The following is a 16,920-nucleotide window of genomic DNA, read 5'->3' on the forward strand; positions in this document are numbered from 1 at the left end:
GCCTGCTTGCAGCACGACTTCTGAAAGACAAAAGTCATATGTTTATTCTATGTTTGCCTTAGCGCCCTGAGCGTTAGCGCAGGGCATACCATTCCTTATGTTTCAGCGGATTCATGGCCGCACCAATCACGTCAGAAATCACATTGACCAGAATCACCAGCCCGCCAATCACCATCACGCCAGCGGAGATCGCCGCGTAATCCTGCTGTCGAATCGCGTTAATCAGCCAGCGGCCCAGACCCGGCCAGTTAAAGACCATCTCGGTGATCATCGCCAGCGTCAGCATGGTGGAAAATTGCAGACCCAGACGCGGGATCACCGGCGGCAGCGCATTGTGCAGCACGTGGCGGCGGATCACGGTAAACGGCGAAAGACCCCGCGTGGCCGCCGCTTTGACATAATTTTTGTCCATCACGTCGCTGGTGCTGTTGCGTAGCAGGCGGATCACTTCCGTCGTCGGCGCCATCGCCAGCACCAGCACCGGTAAAATCAGGTGGTTCAGGACGCTGATTATCATCTCATGTCGCCAGGGCGAAGGACTCATCCAGGCATCAATCAGCGCAAAGCCAGTGACACTCTGCACCGGATAGAGCAGGTCGTGACGACCGGACACCGGCAGCCAGCCCAGCGTCAGCGAGAAGAACAGCGTCAGCAGTAGCGCCAGCCAGAAAATTGGCGCAGAGAAGCCAATCAGCGCCAGCGCACTGATGGTTTTGTCCTGCCATTTATTGCGCATCACGCCGGCACAGATCCCCAGCGGGATCCCGACCAGCAGCGCGAACAGAAACGCCAGGATGCACAACTCCATGGTGGCCGGGAAAACCTCACGCAGTTGCAGGCCAATCTCCTGACCGTTGGTGCTGGAGACGCCGAAATCAAACTGCAGCATCCCTTTAAACCAGAACCACCAGGCGTCCGAGAGCGCCGCGCCTTCCAGCGGGGCGTCAGGCGTAAAGTAGCTCAGGCTGAAGCTCACCAGCGACAGCAGAAACAGGGTAATGATCAGTAGCAGCAGGCGCCGCAAAATATAGATAATCACTTACTTTTCCTTATCGCTTTCACGATAAACCCCGGCAAACGAGGCGTTGCCAAACGGACTCAGGACCAGCCCTTTAATATCATGACGAAACGCCTGCAGCCGCAGAGAGGATGCCAGCGGCAGCACCGGCAACTCCTGCGCCAGAATCTGCTGCGCTTTGTCATAACTGTCGATGCGGCCAGAGAGTTGTTGTGATAACAGCGCATTCTGCAGCGTTTCGTCAAAGGCCGGCGAGCACCAGTGCGCGTAATTGGTCTGCGAGCGAATCGCCGCACAACTGAGCAGCGGCCGGAAGAAACTGTCTGGATCGTTACTGTCGGTGGCCCAGCCTGACAGTGTCAGATCATGATTCATCGCCATCAGCTGCGCCTCCTGAAAACGCCCCTCTACCGGCACAATGGTCAGCCGGACGCCAACCTGCGCCAGATCCGCCTGCAACAGTTCGGCGGTTTTCAGCGGGCTGGGATTCCACGACTGCGACGCGGCAGGCACCACCAGCCGCAGATGCAGATCGCTGATGCCCAGAGCCGCCAGCGCGGCACGGGACTTCTCCGGATCATAGCTGGTGATGCGCGCATCATTATCATATGCCCATGAGGCGCGAGGTAATATCGAGGCGGCGGTTTCGGCGGTGCCGTAATAGATTGACTCCATCAACCGCTCATTGTTGATCGCCAGCGCCAGCGCGTGACGCACCTCAGGGCGGTCGAGCGGCGGCTTGCGGGTATTAAAGGCCAGATAGGCGATGTTCATGCCGGGACGCAGCGTCATCCGCAGGCGCGGGTCATCGCGCAGGATGGTGAGCTGGCTGGCCGCGGGATAGGCAAGCACGTCACATTCACCGGTCAGAAGCTTGGAAAGCCGCCCGGTGCCGCCCGAGCCGAGATCGATCACCGCCTGTTGCAGACGCGGCACCCCTTTCCAGTAGTGAGGATTGCGCGCCAGGCGGATGTACTGACCGGTGCGGTATTCGCTGAGCTGATAAGGACCGGTGCCAACCGGTTGTCTGTCCATCTCTTCCTGCCGGCCCTGCGCGGTAAGCTGGTCGGCATACTCTTTCGACAGCACTGGTGCATAGTGGGTCGCCATGTGCCACAGGAACGACGCATCCGGGCTGTTTAACCTGAACTCAACCGTCCTGTTATCGATTTTCTTCACGCTCTGCACGGAGTCGGAGAATTGCAGACTGTCAAAGTAGGGATAGTTGCCGCCATTGACGTTGTGCCAGGGGTGATTGCGGTCAAACATCCGGGCGAAGCTGAACACGACATCGTCGGCGTTCAGCGCCCGGGTGGGGCGGAACTGATTCGTCTGCTGAAACTGCACGCCGCTGCGCAGATGAAAGCGATACGTTGCGCCGTTATCGCGCACTTCCCAGCTGGACGCCAGATCGGGCTTGAGACGATAGGTGTAAGGATCGACATCCAGCAGGCGGTCATAGAGTTGTGCCGCCAGCGTATCGACAGTCAGCCCGCTGCTGGCCATCTGCGGATTAAAGGTGTTCAGCGTGCCGCTGACGCAATAGACGAAGCCGGTCTGGCGGATATCACCCGCAGGCGCTGACCACGCAGGGGCACTCAACACGCTGAGGCTTAGCAACAGCGAACATATTAGTTTTGACATAGAACTCAACGATTTTGAGGCATTAAATAGAGTGTATCGCAAAGCGGGCATTGTCCCAAAACCTGCAACCGCTGCCAGACTGATTTTCATCATCGCGGCGGTAAAAAGAGCGTACAGAAGGTGTGGTAATGAGAAAAATTCTCAATAACTTGTTTACAGATGATAATAAGAATGATTATTATTCATCTGCACTTCGACGGTAGCTCTGCCGAAGAAGAGCACGACATTGCTCACATTGCTTCCAGTATCGTTGCCCGCCTGTTGGCGGGCTTTTTTTTGGCTTTTGCAGAGTGGCATGTCTGCCTGGACGGGGAAGGGAAAGCTGCTGAAAGAGCCGGCGCTTTGAATGCGGTGTGGCGATGAAAAAAGGGAGAGAAAAGTGAGGTAATGCTGATGTTATCTCTGCTGGCCTCCCGTTTAGCTAAGCGGGTCCTGAATTAAACCGCACTTAACTATTACAAAAACGCAGGTACTATAAGCTCATCTTCTGGTCACCCACTTCCTGGCAATGAATAAATTCCAAAAAAACGTTCAGGCTTTTCAGCATACATCCTTTCGCTATCTTTTTTTTGGACGCCTGTTCACCGTGCTGGGCAATGGGATTGCACCCATTGCGCTGGCTTTTGCGGTACTGGATATTGGCGGTTCTGCTTCTGATTTAGGGATAGTGGTTGCGTCCCGTTCACTGTGTAACGTGCTTTTCCTGCTGGTGGGCGGTGTTGTCGCCGATCGCTACTCACGCAGTCGGGTATTAGTTTCATCGGCAGTAGTTGCCGCTGTTTCTCAGGCTATCGTCGCCTGGTCTGTACTCGATGGCTCAGCCACTGTCATTAGCCTGACTTTGCTGGGTGCCCTGAATGGTGCGGCGGCAGGCATCGCACTGCCTGCATCGTCTGCGCTGGTTCCGCAGGTAGTTCCTGCAACGGATTTGCGTCAGGCTAACGCGTTAATTCAGCTGGGAATTTATGGCGGTACGGTAATGGGGGCATCGCTGGGGGGAATTATCACCAGCGCTGTCGGGCCGGGCTGGGGGCTGGCAATTGATGCGCTGGGTTTTGCCGTTTCCGCGCCGCTCTATTTCCTGATTCGTGTGAAATCGAGTAAAGCCGCGGCTTCGCAAGGCAATATCCTGCTCGATATCAAAGAAGGCTGGGCAGAGTTCGCCGGACGAAGCTGGATTTGGTCGATAGTCCTTCAGTTCGCCATTATCAACGTCGCGTTCAATGGAATTGTAGAGGTATTTGGCCCGATGATTGCCGACGCCTCTTTCGGGCGGGCGCGATGGGGAATTATTGTGGCTGCTCATAGCGTAGGTTTAATTGCAGGTTCATTTCTGGCTATGAAATGGCATCCACGTCGTGATCTCTTTATTGGCGCGATGCTGGCGGGTCTTTGCGCACTTCCAATATTTATGCTGAGCCAGGATGCGTCAGCAGCACTGCTGATAGTGGGATTCTTCATTGCTGGCATGTCATTGGGCCTGTTCGGCGTAACCTGGGCGCACTCATTACAGACTCATATCCCACCGGATAAGCTGGCTCGCGTGTACGCTTATGATGCGATGGGTTCCTTTATCGCCATTCCCTTTGGACAACTGGTCGCGGGGCCGCTGGCAACACACTTTGGTATGAGTGCTGTATTGCTGATGTCAGCGCTGGCCGTGGTGATGGCTACCGCTGGCGTCGGTCTGGTTCCTGCCATCAGGCAACCTGAAAAAATGGGGACTAAGTCGCACAACACATAATGGATAGGTGGCTCAACGTGAAAAACAGCCCGGTTTATACCGGGTTGTTAATTCACAAAGCAGAGAAAAATCATAGGTTGGGGCGGCGTTAATTAACTCTCTGCTTTTATATCGTGCTTCTTCATCATTGCGCGCAACTGATGATAGGTGACGCCTAATAAGCCAGCCGCACGGCGTTGGTTATAACGTGCCTGTTGCAGGCTGGCTTCCACCAGATCCCGCTCCTGCTGATTCTGCCATTGACGCAGATCCAGCGGCAGGGCAGGCAGCGCGCTGCTATCCGCCTCCTGACTGGTCCGGATGACAGCAATCGGTTCAGGGCGTGAAGCAAACGGGTTGATAATCACATTATCCAGCGGCTGCTCGCTGCTGTTATGACGATAGACCGAGCGCTCCACCACATTTTTAAGTTCGCGAACGTTGCCGGGCCAGTGGTAATCAAGCAGAGCCTGCTGTGCCCGTGGGGTAAAGCCGGGAAAAAGTAACAGGCCGAGCTCGCGACACATCTGGATAGCGAAATGATCGGCCATCACCAGTATATCGCTGCGTCGTTCGCGCAGTGGCGGTAACTGCACCACATCAAAGGCCAGACGATCCAGCAAATCGGCGCGGAATTTTCCCGCCGCCGCCAGCGCGGGCAGGTCTTCGTTTGTCGCACAGACCAGTCGCACATTTACCTGCAGGGAGTGATTGCCGCCGACTCGCTCCAGCTGTCCATATTCAATTACCCTGAGCAGCTTTTCCTGAACCAGCATCGGTGCCGTTGCCAGCTCATCGAGAAACAGCGTGCCGCCGTCAGCACGTTCAAAACGGCCAAGATGGCGCTTCTGCGCGCCGGTAAAGGCGCCAGCCTCATGACCAAACAGTTCAGAATCGAGCAGGTTTTCATTCAGCGCGGCACAGTTCAGCGAGATAAACGGCCCCTGCCAGCGGTCAGAGAGATAGTGCAGTCGGCTGGCGATCAGCTCTTTGCCCGTTCCACGCTCACCAATCACCAGTACCGGTTTCTCAAGAGGAGCCAGTTTGGAAACCTGCTCCAGCACCTCAAGAAAATTGTTTGACTCCCCCAGGAGATTATCGCTAGTGCCTGTCATGATGAATTTCGCCACCCCTTAATCATTTTGACTATCTTAAAACAAGCGGGAAAGGCTGTAAAATTTAAAATATGATAAAAATCAATAAATTATAAAATTGGCACGCATTTTGTATTAACTCAGCAGGACTTCACGTTTTAAAACATTAAAAGAGGAACATCATTATGGGTATTTTTTCTCGTTTCGCCGACATCGTTAATGCCAACATTAATTCTCTGCTGGAGCGTGCGGAAGATCCGCAGAAACTGGTCCGGCTGATGATTCAGGAAATGGAAGACACCTTAGTTGAAGTGCGCTCCACCTCTGCACGCGCACTGGCTGAAAAGAAACAGTTGTCACGCCGTATTGATCAGGCGGAGATTCAGCAGGCTGAGTGGCAGGAAAAAGCGGAGCTGGCGCTGCGCAAAGATAAAGATGATCTGGCCCGTTCGGCGCTGATTGAAAAACAGAAACTGACCGATCTTATCGCCTCCCTGAAACAGGAAGTGGGTCATGTTGAAGAGACGCTGGAGCGCATGAAAGGCGAAATCAGCGAGCTGGAGAAAAAACTGAGTGAGACACGTGCCCGCCAGCAGGCGTTGACGCTGCGTCATCAGGCGGCCTCTTCATCACGCGATGTTCGTCGTCAGCTGGACAGCGGTAAGATCGATGAAGCAATGGCACGGTTTGAATCTTTTGAACGTCGCATCGACCATATGGAAGCGGAAGCAGAAAGCCACGGTTTTGGTAAACCAAAAACGCTGGACCAGGAGTTTACTGACCTGAAAGCGGACGATGAAATCAGCCAGCAGCTTAATGCGCTGAAAGCCAAAATGAACCGCAGTGAGTAATCATCGACGTTGCGATAAGTGATTAAGGAGAGTCAATGAGCGCACTTTTTTTCGCCATACCGTTAACGATCTTCGTGTTGTTTGTCGCACCGATCTGGTTATGGCTGCATTACAACAACAAACGCAACGGCGGTTCGGAACTGTCGCAAAACGAAATCCAGCGCCTGCAGCGCGTGACCCAGGATGCGCAGCGGATGCGCGAACGTATTGACGCGCTGGAAGCGATTCTGGACGCCGAACATCCAAACTGGAGGCAGCCATGATTAAAGGACGCAAGTTGTGGCGCAAGCCAGATGAAGGGAAATTTATGGGTGTCTGCGCAGGCCTGGCAGAGTATCTCGATATTCCGGTTCGTCTGCTGCGTGTCATCGTGGTGTTATCGCTGTTCTTTGGCCTGTTTCTCTTTACGGTGATCGCCTACTTTGTGCTGGGTTTTGTGCTGGATGTGAAACCCGCCTCTGCCTCCCAGACTGAGCGCCAGCCCAGCGCCAGTGAACTGCTGGATCAGCTGGAGAGCACCCTGCAACGGGATGAGCGTAGCGTGCGCGACCTGGAACGCTATGTGACGTCTGAAACCTTCAGCGTGCGCAGCCGCTTCCGCCAGATTTGATTCTGCTACTGTTATTGCCGGGCCTGTTTCAGGCCCGTTCGCTCACTCAATGGAGGTGTTGATGTCTTTTTCGCGATCCACTGCTTTTCGTCACCGCGCGGCACCTGCATTGAAGTCGGCCGCTAAATTCATCATTATTAATGCTGTTACCTACGGTCCCGCCGGTGTCACTGGCTGGGCAGTGAAATCGGTAGCGCGACGCCCGTTACGTCTGCTGCTGGCTGTGGCGCTTGAGCCATTGCTGAAACGCGTGATGAACCGGGTGGCATCGCGCTTCATCAGGGAGAAAGATGAAAAGACTGCAAACTGAATTGATGGCGTTGATGAACCGTGGCGTTGATCGCCACCTGCGGCTGGCGGTAACCGGATTAAGCCGCAGCGGCAAAACCGCCTTCATCACCTCACTGGTTAATCAGCTTTTAACCGTTCACAGCGGCGCGCGTTTGCCGCTGTTTTCCGTGGTGCGGGATGAGCGCCTGTTAGGCGTAAAGCGGGTGCCCCAGCGTGACATGGGCACGGCCCGTTTCACCTATGACGAAGGGCTGGCACAGCTCTACAGCACGCCGCCTGCCTGGCCCACACCCACCCGCGGCGTCAGCGAAATGCGACTGGCGCTGCGTTATCGTCCCAATGATTCGCTGCTGCGTCATCTGAAAGAGACCGCGACACTCTATCTGGAGATTGTCGACTATCCCGGCGAATGGCTGCTGGATCTGCCGATGCTGGCGCAGGATTATCTCGCCTGGTCCCGGCAGATGAACGGTCTGCTGCAGGGCGATCGTGCTGAGTGGGCAAAGCCCTGGCGAACCCTCTGCGAAAAACTCGACCCGCTTGCACCCGCCGATGAAACCCAGCTGGCAGAGATTGCCGCTGCCTGGACCGACTATCTGCATCGCTGTAAATCTGAAGGCTTACACTTTATTCAGCCCGGTCGCTTCGTGCTGCCTGGCGATATGGCAGGCGCTCCCGCGCTGCAGTTCTTCCCCTGGCCGACGGCTGATGAAGCGCAACTCACTAAGCTGGCGCAGGCGGACAAGGGCAGTAACTTCAGCATGCTGCAGCAGCGGTTTAACTACTACTGTCAGCATGTGGTGAAAGGTTTCTATAAAAACCATTTCCTGCGCTTTGACCGCCAGATTGTGCTGGTTGACTGCCTGCAACCGCTTAACAGCGGACCCCAGGCGTTTAACGATATGCGGCTGGCACTGACGCAGCTGATGCAGAGTTTTGATTACGGTCAGCGAACCCTGTTTCGTCGGCTCTTTTCACCGGTAATCGACAAATTGCTGTTTGCCGCCACCAAGGCGGATCACATCACCAGCGATCAGCACGGCAATATGGTGTCACTGTTGCAGCAGCTGGTGCAGGATGCCTGGCAGAACGCGGCGTTTGAAGGGATTAGCATGGATTGCGTCGGACTGGCGTCGGTGCAGGCGACGCAGAGCGGGCTGGTCGATCACCGGGGCGAGAAGATCCCGGCCCTGCGCGGAAACCGGCTGGATGATGGTGAGCCGCTCACCGTCTATCCGGGTGAAGTCCCGCCGCGTCTGCCTGGTAATGCCTTCTGGCAGCAGCAGGGTTTTCAGTTTGAACAGTTCCGGCCGCAGCAGCTTGACGTCGATCGCCCGCTGCCACATATCCGCATGGATGCCGCGCTGGAATTTTTATTGGGAGATAAATTGCGATGAGTGATCCGCTGAAGCCGCGTATCGATTTTGCCCGTCCGCTGGATGAGAACAGCGCCACGCCGCTGCGCCCGGCACAGACTTTTGAAGCGGAAGCGCAGGCGGCGTTTCTGGCTGTGCAGGATGAAGAAGTCGCTGTCGAAGAGGAGGGCGCAGGTGAACGGGCGGTGGAGGCTGCGCTGAAACCTAAGCGCAGCCTGTGGCGCAAACTGGTGACCGCTGGCGCGCTGCTGTTTGGCGTCAGCGTGATTGCGCAGGGTGTCCAGTGGACACATGACGCCTGGCTGGCCCGCGACTGGTTTTCACTGGGCAGCGGCGTGGCGGGTGGTCTGATCGTCCTGGCGGGTGTGGGTGCGCTGACCACCGAGTGGCGTCGTCTCTATCAGCTGCGTCAGCGCGCCGAGGAGCGGGATGTGGGCCGTGAGCTGCTGCACAGTCATGGCATCGGCAAAGGCCGGGCCTTCTGCGAAAAACTGGCGCAGCAGGCAGAGCTGGATCAGGCGCATCCGGCCCTGCAGCGCTGGCATGCCTCGCTGCACGAAACCCACAATGACAGTGAAATTGTCCGCTTATATGCGCAACTGGTGCAGCCGGTGCTGGATCGGCAGGCGCGGCGCGAAATCAGCCGTCATGCTGCTGAAGCCACGCTGATGATTGCGGTCAGCCCGCTGGCGCTGGTGGATATGGCGTTTATCGCCTGGCGTAATCTGCGGCTGGTCAATCGCATCGCGGCTATTTACGGCATTGAGCTGGGTTACTTCAGCCGCATCCGGCTGTTCCGTCTGGTGCTGCTCAACATGGCCTTTGCCGGGGCTTCCGAACTGGTGCGGGAAGTGGGTATGGACTGGATGTCGCAGGATATCGCCGCCCGGCTTTCCACGCGCGCCGCGCAGGGCATTGGCGCGGGTTTGCTGACCGCAAGACTGGGCATCAAAGCGATGGAGCTGTGCCGTCCACTGCCGTGGCTGGAGCAGGATAAACCACGGCTCGGCGATTTCCGTCGTGAGCTGCTGGGCCAGTTGAAAGAGGCGTTGCAGAAGGGTGGCAATAAGTCAGCCTGACGCTCTCGTGACAAATTAAAGGCGGCATTGCCGCCTTTATTCTTTAGTGTGGCTGGCGCAGCACCTGTCGGGAGTCGATGACCAGACACTCACCCGGACAGCCTGACTCATCAGTGATCACCGGATCCGCTGGCAGCGTGTAGGCCATTCCATTTTTCTCCCTGATAAAATGCGCCATCCCGCCGAATGTCCATGACATGCTTAACCCCAGTCCGCCGAAATCATCATATTTCCGTAGCGTCGCAACCTTGGGCAGATACTCCCCGGTCAGCCGATAATAGAGCGCACCCTGAAAATCTTTAGGTACCTGCTGAGTGATTGCCTGCTCAAGCAGGGCAAATTCTTTGCGGGCGGGTACCGAGTAGCCATTAATCAGGTGACTTATCGACAGCGAGGCGGCAGCTATCACCAGCAGTGCATAATAGGTTTTTTTCCATTTTAACTTTTTGCTGATTTCAAACAGGCCCAGGATAAACGCGCTGGTGGTGATCAGCGCACCGGCAATCAGGGTCCGGTAGGCCGCCATACTTTCACTGACAATCAGATTCGGCAGCGCGGCAATCAGCAATAAGATAAACATCAGATAAAATTTGTCATTGCCCGCTGCTTTAATTTTCTTCAGTCCAAAGCCAATAATGATCGATGAGATGATCACCGATACTGTTTTTGCGCCGAGGTCAAAGTTACAGATAACGTTCTTAAGGTATTCGCTGAAAAACCATTTCAGTTTAACCGGGACGTCGTAGCTGAATGCGGAACGCGGCAGCGAATGGCCATAAATCTGTACGGGCAGTACCTTCGAGGCAATGAGCGCTGCGAACATTCCTGCGCCCAGCACCATCAGAGAGATTACCGCACGCTTCTTATCGATTTTCCGTTCTGAAAGGCACAAATCCAGTGCGGCAAAGAAGGTAAAGCTCATCGCAGCCGGTTGATAAAGACAGAAGGCCATGGTCAGCAGGCAGACCGCTATAATGCGACCTGTGATGCCCGGTTTTATCGAGAAGCGGTAGCTGGCACCTGCCAGCAGAATTGCAGCGATATAGGGAAAGCAGGATGCCCATGCAATATAAACCTGGAATGAGGGCAGCAGACAAAGCAATAACGCAAAGGTGATCCGCTGAGCCTGATTTTCCAGCAGCGCATATTTCTGACACAGGGTATAGATGTAGTATCCGGTAAAGATGAGCAGAACAATTGCGACAGAACGCAGCAGTGCCAGGCGTTCTACGCTCTCCACCAGAAAAGAGGCGCTGTACTGAATAATGCCATATACCGGCCTGCCGGATAACGTGTCCCAGTTTAGAATACTCAGCTTGTCAAAATTAGCCCAGTAGAGGTTCGTCCAGTCATCGGTGTAGGCGTAATGGGTTAAATAAGCAGGACTGTAAGCAATCAGGAAAACTATCACAAAAAGCAAAAAGACCTGACGGCGGGTTATGCCGGTATCAGTGGCGATCATCTGTCATCCTTATTAATCTGTCCATCTTCTCTGCCCCTGAGTGGGCAATTTAGTCGGTATTCTGAGGGGAGTTAATTTTTTTCGGCGCGGATTTTCGCAAAATATAGCGAGGACGATTTTTGGTTTCCATGTAAATGCGGCCGATATATTCACCCAGCACGCCAATCCCAATAAGCTGAACGCCACCAAGAAACAGCACGGAAACCAGAATAGAGGGGTAGCCTGGCACCGGGTTACCAAACAGCAACTTATCCAGGATCATCCAGAGTCCATATAGAAAAGCTAGCGAGGCCACCAGAAAACCCAGATATGACCAGATGCGAAGTGGAACCGTAGAGAATGAGGTCAGTCCCTCCAGCGCAAGATTCCACAGCTTCCAGCCGCCGAATTTACTGTGGCCCGCGATCCGCTCAGTACGCACATATTCTACGATATCAGTCTTTCCGCCGACCCAGCTCAGAATCCCCTTCATAAAGAGATTCTTCTCGGGCAGCAGCTTAATATTCTCGACAACTTCACGCGACATCAGCCGGAAATCACCGACATTCTCTTCTATCTGCGGATGGCTGATGCTGTTATGCAGTTTGTAAAACCAGCGGGCGGTTTTGCGTTTGAGGTGGCCATCGGCACTTCTGTCCATCCGCTTGGCAAGAACAATATCAGCACCCGCCAGCCACTTGCTGATCATCTCAGGGATAACAGTGATGGGGTCCTGTAAATCCACATCAATCGGGATAACGGCATCGCCGGTTGCGGCTTCCAGGCCGGCAAACAGCGCGGGTTCCTTGCCGAAATTACGAATAAACGACAGGCTAAGTACCAGCGGATCGCTCTGACTCAGTTGGGTAATCAGCGCATGCGTTGCATCTGTGCTGCCATCATCAACAAAAACAATCTCAACCTGCCAGGCTGCCAGCGCTTCATATTTTCTGACCGCGTCATAAAAAAGAGGGATGACCTCCTCTTCATTAAATACCGGTACCACCAGAGAGATTTTCATTATTCTCCTTTAAATACGATAAAGCGGGAAAAAAGAAAGCCACACGCCAGACTGATAGCCGATGAGGTGATCAGCGTAATAATCGGATAGAGGCCGAATCGATCAGCCAGATAACCGATGCTGAATGCCATCGCGCCCATAAAAACGACGTAAAGAATATATCGCCACGCTGTCGCCTGCTGTTTAAATGTCCAGCGCGCATTAACAAAGAAAGAGAAGGTAACGGCCAGGCAAAAAGCAATCAGGTTCGCGGTCGACTGGAACAGCCCCAGACTGAGGCAAATAAAAAAGGTCACCCAATGAATCAGGGTATTTACCAGACCCACAGTCAGATATTTTGCGAAGAAAGTCAGCATTTTATAATCATTTCTAATCGGTTGGGCAAAATATACAGCAATCAGCCAGCAATCAACAGTCTGGTGCTGACAAAGGCTGACAATCAGTGGGGGCTCGGCTGATCCAGCAGGGCAGTACAAAAGTCCGCCATACGCGCCGGAGCTGTCAACTTTTCCTGACAGATCCCTTTCTGCAGGTGCGCGACTTAGCGTATTATTGTCTTATCTGAACCTGATTAAGGCGAACGCAATGCGTCTGGAAGTGTTCTGTCAGGACCGACTCGGTCTGACGCGTGAACTGCTCGATCTGCTGGTGGCACGCAACATTGATTTACGCGGTATCGAAATCACGGCGCTGGGCCGCATCTACCTGAACTTTTCTGCACTGGAGTTTGATGCCTTCAGCAATCTGATGGCTGAAATCCGGCGTACACCGGGCGTAACAGATGTGCGCACGGTAGCGTACATGCCCTCTGAACGCGAGCATCGTGCGCTGAGCGCCCTGCTGGTGGCGATGCCGGATCCGGTTTTCTCCATCGATCTGAAAAGCAAGGTTGAACTGGCTAATCCGGCCGCACAGAACCTGTTTAATCTTGATGAAGAGAAGATGCGCAACTTCAGCGCCGGTAATCTGATTAACGGCTTCAACTTCATGCGCTGGCTGGAGAGCGATCGGGTTGAAGCGCAGGCGCAGCATGTGGTCATTGAGGGCCGCGATTTTCTGATGGAAGCGCGTCCTATTTATCTGCCGGGCGAAGAGGGCCAGATCAACAGGCCAGTGGGGGCGATGGTGATGCTGAAGTCGACAGCCCGCATGGGTCGTCAGTTGCAGAATCTGGTGGTCACCGATGAATCGGAGTTTGACCATATCATTGCTGTCACGCCGAAGATGCGTCAGGTGGTGGATCAGGCGCGGAAACTGGCGATGCTCGATGCGCCTTTACTGATTGTTGGCGACACCGGCACCGGGAAAGATATGCTGGCACGCGCCTGCCATCTGCGCAGTGCCCGCGGCAAGAATCCCTTCCTGGCGTTGAACTGTGCCTCTCTGCCCGATGACGTCGCCGAAAGCGAGCTGTTTGGTCATGCCGCCGGAGCCTATCCGAATGCGCTGGAAGGTAAGAAGGGCTTTTTTGAGCAGGCTAACGGCGGCTCTGTGCTGCTGGATGAGATTGGTGAGATGTCGCCGAGAATGCAGACCAAGCTGCTGCGTTTTCTCAATGATGGCACCTTCCGCCGCGTCGGTGAAGAGCATGAAGTGCATGTCAATGTGCGGGTAATCTGCGCTACGCAGAAAAACCTGATTGAGCTGGTGCAGCGCGGGGAGTTCCGCGAGGATCTCTTTTACCGGCTCAATGTGCTGACGCTGCAACTGCCGCCTCTGCGCGATCGTCCGCAGGATATTCTGCCGCTGACCGAGATGTTTGTTGCCCGCTTTGCGGATGAGCAGGGGATGGCGCGTCCGCGACTCTCGCCGCAACTTAACGCTTTTCTGACTCGCTACGCCTGGCCTGGTAACGTGCGTCAGCTTAAAAATGCGCTTTATCGGGCGTTAACCCAACTGGAAGGTTACGAACTGCGTCCGCAGGATATCGTGTTGCCTGAACAGGCACTGGATGTGTCACTGGGCGATGAGGCGCTGGAAGGGACGCTGGATCAGATCACCAGTCGTTTCGAACGGTCGATTCTGACGCGGCTCTATCTCTCCTATCCCAGCACCCGAAAACTGGCAAAACGGCTTGGTGTGTCGCATACGGCGATTGCGAATAAATTGCGGGAGTATGGTCTGGGGCAGAAGCGCACCGAAAGCGAATAAGGGACGGACTGCAGGTGAGAAGTGGGTAAGCTGATTATCCGTTGGATATGGTCGATAGAGTCTGGCCCATCTGGCTTTGAGGCTGAGCCTGCTCAGGGAACCGGGTCAGATCGGAAAGACGCAAAAGGCGTCATCCCTGACACGCTCGGCACGCGCCTTCCCTGGCGCGTGACGCTTTCCTCTTCTGACCCGGTTCCCTGTGCGTTGAGCTTCATCGTTGCTGCCAGAACCACCCTGATACGGGTTTGCCAGCAGTTTGAAGCGGATAACCTGGTTATCCGCTTTTTTTATTACTTCAGCGCGGTCAGCGCAGCGTCATAATCTGGCTCAGTGGTGATTTCATCAACCAGCTGGCTGTAGATCACTTTATCGTTCTCATCCAGCACAATTACGGCACGTGCGGTCAGACCTTCCAGCGCACCATCGGCAATTTCCACGCCATAATCATATTTAAACTCTGAGCCGCGCAGCGTCGACAACGTCACCACGTTGTTCAGGTTTTCTGCGCCACAGAAGCGCGACTGGGCAAACGGCAGATCGGCAGAGATGCATAACACCACGGTGTTATTCAGTTCGCTTGCAGCCTGATTGAACTTGCGCACCGATGAAGCACAGACACCGGTATCTACGCTCGGGAAAATGTTCAGAATTTTGCGTTTTCCTGCATACTCAGAGAGCGCGACGTTGACCAGGTTTTTCGCTACCAGCGTGAAAGCTTTGGCTTTATCGCCAGCCTGAGGAAACTGACCAGCAACCGGTACGGCGTTACCCTGAAAATGAACAGTCTGAGACATAGTGATTCCTTTTAATGATAAAAAAGATCTGACACAAAACGGCTAAAGATAGCCGTTGTTTATGACATAAATGTTAAGGGTTTACGAGTTCAATTGTGGAATTTAACGTGGCGGTCTGCCACTGCGTCGCACATTGTGGAGTGGAAATGAGAACGGTAAAAAGTTATCCCGAAGCCTGGCCGTTGCACACGCCGTTTGTCATTGCCCGTGGAACCCGGACTGAAGTCAAAGTGGTGGTGGTTGAAATTGAGGAAGACGGAGTAAAAGGCGTTGGCGAAGCGACGCCTTATGCGCGCTATGGTGAAAGCGAGGCGTCGGTGCTGGCGCAAATCGCCGCGCTGCTGCCCGCGCTGCAACAGGGCATGACGCGCGAGGCGTTACAACAGGCGCTGCCCGCCGGGGCGGCGCGCAACGCCATTGACAGCGCACTATGGGATCTCGCCTCACACCAGCAGCAGAGCAGCCTCTGGCAGCTTAGTGGCGTGACTGCACCGGAGGATGTGGTGACCGCGCAGACCGTCAGCATTGATACTCCCGAGGCGATGGCCAGCAGCGCGCTCGCGCTGTGGCAGCATGGTGCAACCCTGTTGAAGATTAAGCTGGATAATAATTTCATTACCGAACGGCTGATGGCGATTCGCGCCGCCGTGCCGGACGCGACCCTGATTGTGGATGCCAATGAATCCTGGCACGCCGAAGGTCTGGCGGCGCGCTGTCAGCTGCTGGCGGACATCAATGTGGCGATGCTGGAACAGCCCCTGCCAGCGGGTGAGGATGCGGCGCTGGAGAACTTTATCCATCCATTACCGATCTGCGCCGATGAGAGCTGTCACACCCGCGAAAGTCTGGCGGCACTGCGAGGTCGTTATGAGATGGTCAACATTAAGCTGGATAAAGCGGGCGGGCTGACCGAGGCGCTGGCGCTGGCCAATGCGGCTCTGCAGCAGGGTTTTGCGGTAATGCTCGGCTGCATGCTCTGCACCTCGCGGGCGATACGCGCCGCACTGCCGCTGGTGCCGCAGACCCGCTTTGCCGATCTCGACGGGCCGACCTGGCTGGCGGTGGATGCAGAACCGGCGATTAAAGTGCGCAACGGTCAGCTGATCATTGCTGCCAGCGCAGCAGATTAACCATCATCTCCAGGTAGGTTTCAGTGGCTTCATCCACTGAAATCACCGGCATTTCAGCAGTGACGCAGGGCAGGCTGAGATCTTTACACCAGCTGCCGAATGAGCCTGGCGTGTCATAACCAACGCTGCTGACCCGCGGAAGGCCGGTGTGGCTGGCCAGCCAGCCACCAATCTCTGCCTGATGCGGGTCGTCAATACAGCCCAGCGGTTCATGCCATGAGACAATCCAGCGTGGTTTCAGCTGATGAATCAGCGCACAGAGCGCCTGGGTTTCCGGTTCAGAAGCCGGATGAGTGCCGGTCGAGAGGGCCACATCACGCTCATCGGCAGCGCTGTTCCAGCGATACACCGTCTCGCCTGACTGCCAGTTCGCCGCCGGAAAGTTGCGGTTGAGATCGACGCCGTTTGCGTTCGCGCGCAGTCCGAGCTGACAGCCATCAGGATTGACCGCTAACACCACGTGGTGCCGACGCATTCCATCAGGCAGCGTCCGTAATGCGGCGGAGAGTGTGGCGATGGCCGCATTTTCATCACCGTGAGTACCCGCCAGAATCAACCCGCTCTCGGGATCGCCCAGCGGCGCCGGAAACCAGAGCAGCGGCGCACCCAGCACTGAGCGGCCATACTGCTGATAGGGGACGTCCAGTTTGCCGCGCAGGGGACGTGGATGGAGTGGCGACATAGTTATTTCCTCAAA

The 16,920-nt window shown here is 55.2% G+C and carries 18 protein-coding genes; 10 read left to right on the forward strand and 8 right to left on the reverse strand.

Annotated elements, in window-relative coordinates; all coding sequences use genetic code 11:
- Nucleotides 1-73: 73 nt before the first annotated feature.
- Together sapB and sapA are read right to left on the reverse strand one after the other, a co-directional pair.
- Complete coding sequence (gene sapB / locus ACO6VX_RS04410; RefSeq protein ID WP_010244573.1) at nt 74-1,039, reverse strand: putrescine export ABC transporter permease SapB; 966 nt, start codon at nt 1,037-1,039, stop codon at nt 74-76.
- Nucleotides 1,040-2,662: an ABC transporter substrate-binding protein SapA gene (gene sapA, locus ACO6VX_RS04415; RefSeq protein WP_031292936.1), complete on the reverse strand. Its 1,623-nt coding sequence runs from the start codon at nt 2,660-2,662 to the stop codon at nt 1,040-1,042.
- Nucleotides 2,663-2,833: 171 nt separating this feature from the next.
- Between sapA and ACO6VX_RS04420 the strand changes: the two genes are divergently transcribed.
- Together ACO6VX_RS04420 and ACO6VX_RS04425 are read left to right on the forward strand one after the other, a co-directional pair.
- Nucleotides 2,834-3,025 (forward strand): hypothetical protein, encoded by a 192-nt coding sequence (locus ACO6VX_RS04420; protein ID WP_422457755.1) that lies wholly within the window; start codon nt 2,834-2,836, stop codon nt 3,023-3,025.
- A gap of 145 nt (nt 3,026-3,170) precedes the next feature.
- Entirely contained in the window at nt 3,171-4,406 is a 1,236-nt protein-coding gene (locus ACO6VX_RS04425) for an MFS transporter (RefSeq protein WP_064691352.1), read from the forward strand.
- Between the two features lie 92 nt (nt 4,407-4,498).
- Here the strand turns inward: ACO6VX_RS04425 and pspF are convergent, their stop codons facing one another.
- Nucleotides 4,499-5,500, reverse strand: coding sequence for a phage shock protein operon transcriptional activator (gene pspF, locus ACO6VX_RS04430; RefSeq protein WP_010670227.1), 1,002 nt, complete (start codon nt 5,498-5,500; stop codon nt 4,499-4,501).
- A 164-nt stretch (nt 5,501-5,664) separates the two neighbouring features.
- Here pspF and pspA point away from each other — a divergent pair, with 164 nt between their 5' ends.
- The 6 genes from pspA to ACO6VX_RS04460 all read left to right on the forward strand — a co-directional run bounded on the left by pspA (nt 5,665) and on the right by ACO6VX_RS04460 (nt 9,686).
- The gene (pspA, locus tag ACO6VX_RS04435; RefSeq protein WP_137244526.1) at nt 5,665-6,330 is read left to right on the forward strand and encodes a phage shock protein PspA; all 666 of its coding nucleotides are present in this window, start codon (nt 5,665-5,667) and stop codon (nt 6,328-6,330) included.
- 35 nt (nt 6,331-6,365) lie between these two features.
- Nucleotides 6,366-6,593: an envelope stress response membrane protein PspB gene (gene pspB, locus ACO6VX_RS04440; RefSeq protein WP_010670226.1), complete on the forward strand. Its 228-nt coding sequence runs from the start codon at nt 6,366-6,368 to the stop codon at nt 6,591-6,593.
- A complete protein-coding gene (gene pspC, locus ACO6VX_RS04445) occupies nt 6,590-6,940 on the forward strand; it encodes an envelope stress response membrane protein PspC (protein ID WP_010244595.1) in 351 nt (116 codons plus the stop codon). Before pspB ends, pspC begins: the two co-directional genes overlap by 4 nt.
- A 61-nt stretch (nt 6,941-7,001) precedes the next feature.
- Nucleotides 7,002-7,250: a phage shock protein PspD gene (pspD, locus tag ACO6VX_RS04450; RefSeq protein ID WP_010670225.1), complete on the forward strand. Its 249-nt coding sequence runs from the start codon at nt 7,002-7,004 to the stop codon at nt 7,248-7,250.
- A complete protein-coding gene (locus ACO6VX_RS04455) occupies nt 7,231-8,628 on the forward strand; it encodes a YcjX family protein (RefSeq protein WP_422457759.1) in 1,398 nt (465 codons plus the stop codon). Before pspD ends, ACO6VX_RS04455 begins: the two co-directional genes overlap by 20 nt.
- Complete coding sequence (locus ACO6VX_RS04460) at nt 8,625-9,686, forward strand: YcjF family protein (RefSeq protein WP_182504703.1); 1,062 nt, start codon at nt 8,625-8,627, stop codon at nt 9,684-9,686. The genes ACO6VX_RS04455 and ACO6VX_RS04460 overlap by 4 nt, the downstream gene beginning before the upstream one ends.
- 43 nt (nt 9,687-9,729) lie before the next feature.
- Here ACO6VX_RS04460 and ACO6VX_RS04465 read toward each other — a convergent pair whose 3' ends face one another.
- Genes ACO6VX_RS04465 through ACO6VX_RS04475 form a run of 3 tightly spaced genes read right to left on the reverse strand, consistent with a single transcriptional unit; the run spans nt 9,730 to nt 12,504 of the window.
- Nucleotides 9,730-11,148, reverse strand: a complete 1,419-nt coding sequence (locus tag ACO6VX_RS04465; RefSeq protein WP_167423068.1) for a hypothetical protein — start codon at nt 11,146-11,148, stop codon at nt 9,730-9,732.
- 49 nt (nt 11,149-11,197) lie between these two features.
- Nucleotides 11,198-12,148 carry a glycosyltransferase family 2 protein gene (locus ACO6VX_RS04470; protein ID WP_167429700.1) on the reverse strand — a complete coding sequence of 317 codons (951 nt, stop codon included), beginning with the start codon at nt 12,146-12,148 and terminating at the stop codon, nt 11,198-11,200.
- Nucleotides 12,148-12,504, reverse strand: a complete 357-nt coding sequence (locus ACO6VX_RS04475) for a GtrA family protein (RefSeq protein ID WP_010244613.1) — start codon at nt 12,502-12,504, stop codon at nt 12,148-12,150. Before ACO6VX_RS04475 ends, ACO6VX_RS04470 begins: the two co-directional genes overlap by 1 nt.
- 229 nt (nt 12,505-12,733) lie before the next feature.
- On the opposite strand from ACO6VX_RS04475, the gene tyrR reads away from it, so the two are divergent.
- Nucleotides 12,734-14,299, forward strand: a complete 1,566-nt coding sequence (gene tyrR / locus ACO6VX_RS04480; protein WP_010244616.1) for a transcriptional regulator TyrR — start codon at nt 12,734-12,736, stop codon at nt 14,297-14,299.
- Nucleotides 14,300-14,589: 290 nt separating this feature from the next.
- Here tyrR and tpx read toward each other — a convergent pair whose 3' ends face one another.
- On the reverse strand, nt 14,590-15,093 hold the full coding sequence (tpx, locus tag ACO6VX_RS04485) for a thiol peroxidase (RefSeq protein WP_010244619.1): 504 nt from the start codon (nt 15,091-15,093) through the stop codon (nt 14,590-14,592).
- A gap of 146 nt (nt 15,094-15,239) precedes the next feature.
- Here tpx and ycjG point away from each other — a divergent pair, with 146 nt between their 5' ends.
- On the forward strand, nt 15,240-16,223 hold the full coding sequence (gene ycjG, locus ACO6VX_RS04490; RefSeq protein WP_064691347.1) for an L-Ala-D/L-Glu epimerase: 984 nt from the start codon (nt 15,240-15,242) through the stop codon (nt 16,221-16,223).
- Here the strand turns inward: ycjG and mpaA are convergent.
- Nucleotides 16,198-16,905 carry a murein tripeptide amidase MpaA gene (gene mpaA / locus ACO6VX_RS04495; protein WP_158131665.1) on the reverse strand — a complete coding sequence of 236 codons (708 nt, stop codon included), beginning with the start codon at nt 16,903-16,905 and terminating at the stop codon, nt 16,198-16,200. The genes ycjG and mpaA overlap by 26 nt on opposite strands.
- Nucleotides 16,906-16,920: the final 15 nt, after the last annotated feature.

It is taken from the genome of Pantoea sp. BJFS-204 (assembly GCF_049310725.1).
GTDB classification, from domain to species: Bacteria; Pseudomonadota; Gammaproteobacteria; order Enterobacterales; family Enterobacteriaceae; genus Pantoea; species Pantoea agglomerans.

What these genes read in the sequence shown, in the direction of transcription:
- sapA (WP_031292936.1), bottom strand. Translation starts at nt 2,662, where the DNA reads ATGTCAAAACTAATATGTTCGCTGTTGCTAAGCCTCAGCGTGTTGAGT.
- ACO6VX_RS04420 (WP_422457755.1), top strand. Translation starts at nt 2,834, where the DNA reads ATGATTATTATTCATCTGCACTTCGACGGTAGCTCTGCCGAAGAAGAG.
- ACO6VX_RS04425 (WP_064691352.1), top strand. Translation starts at nt 3,171, where the DNA reads ATGAATAAATTCCAAAAAAACGTTCAGGCTTTTCAGCATACATCCTTT.
- pspF (WP_010670227.1), bottom strand. Translation starts at nt 5,500, where the DNA reads ATGACAGGCACTAGCGATAATCTCCTGGGGGAGTCAAACAATTTTCTT.
- pspA (WP_137244526.1), top strand. Translation starts at nt 5,665, where the DNA reads ATGGGTATTTTTTCTCGTTTCGCCGACATCGTTAATGCCAACATTAAT.
- pspB (WP_010670226.1), top strand. Translation starts at nt 6,366, where the DNA reads ATGAGCGCACTTTTTTTCGCCATACCGTTAACGATCTTCGTGTTGTTT.
- pspC (WP_010244595.1), top strand. Translation starts at nt 6,590, where the DNA reads ATGATTAAAGGACGCAAGTTGTGGCGCAAGCCAGATGAAGGGAAATTT.
- pspD (WP_010670225.1), top strand. Translation starts at nt 7,002, where the DNA reads ATGTCTTTTTCGCGATCCACTGCTTTTCGTCACCGCGCGGCACCTGCA.
- ACO6VX_RS04455 (WP_422457759.1), top strand. Translation starts at nt 7,231, where the DNA reads ATGAAAAGACTGCAAACTGAATTGATGGCGTTGATGAACCGTGGCGTT.
- ACO6VX_RS04460 (WP_182504703.1), top strand. Translation starts at nt 8,625, where the DNA reads ATGAGTGATCCGCTGAAGCCGCGTATCGATTTTGCCCGTCCGCTGGAT.
- ACO6VX_RS04465 (WP_167423068.1), bottom strand. Translation starts at nt 11,148, where the DNA reads ATGATCGCCACTGATACCGGCATAACCCGCCGTCAGGTCTTTTTGCTT.
- ACO6VX_RS04470 (WP_167429700.1), bottom strand. Translation starts at nt 12,148, where the DNA reads ATGAAAATCTCTCTGGTGGTACCGGTATTTAATGAAGAGGAGGTCATC.
- ACO6VX_RS04475 (WP_010244613.1), bottom strand. Translation starts at nt 12,504, where the DNA reads ATGCTGACTTTCTTCGCAAAATATCTGACTGTGGGTCTGGTAAATACC.
- tyrR (WP_010244616.1), top strand. Translation starts at nt 12,734, where the DNA reads ATGCGTCTGGAAGTGTTCTGTCAGGACCGACTCGGTCTGACGCGTGAA.
- tpx (WP_010244619.1), bottom strand. Translation starts at nt 15,093, where the DNA reads ATGTCTCAGACTGTTCATTTTCAGGGTAACGCCGTACCGGTTGCTGGT.
- ycjG (WP_064691347.1), top strand. Translation starts at nt 15,240, where the DNA reads ATGAGAACGGTAAAAAGTTATCCCGAAGCCTGGCCGTTGCACACGCCG.
- mpaA (WP_158131665.1), bottom strand. Translation starts at nt 16,905, where the DNA reads ATGTCGCCACTCCATCCACGTCCCCTGCGCGGCAAACTGGACGTCCCC.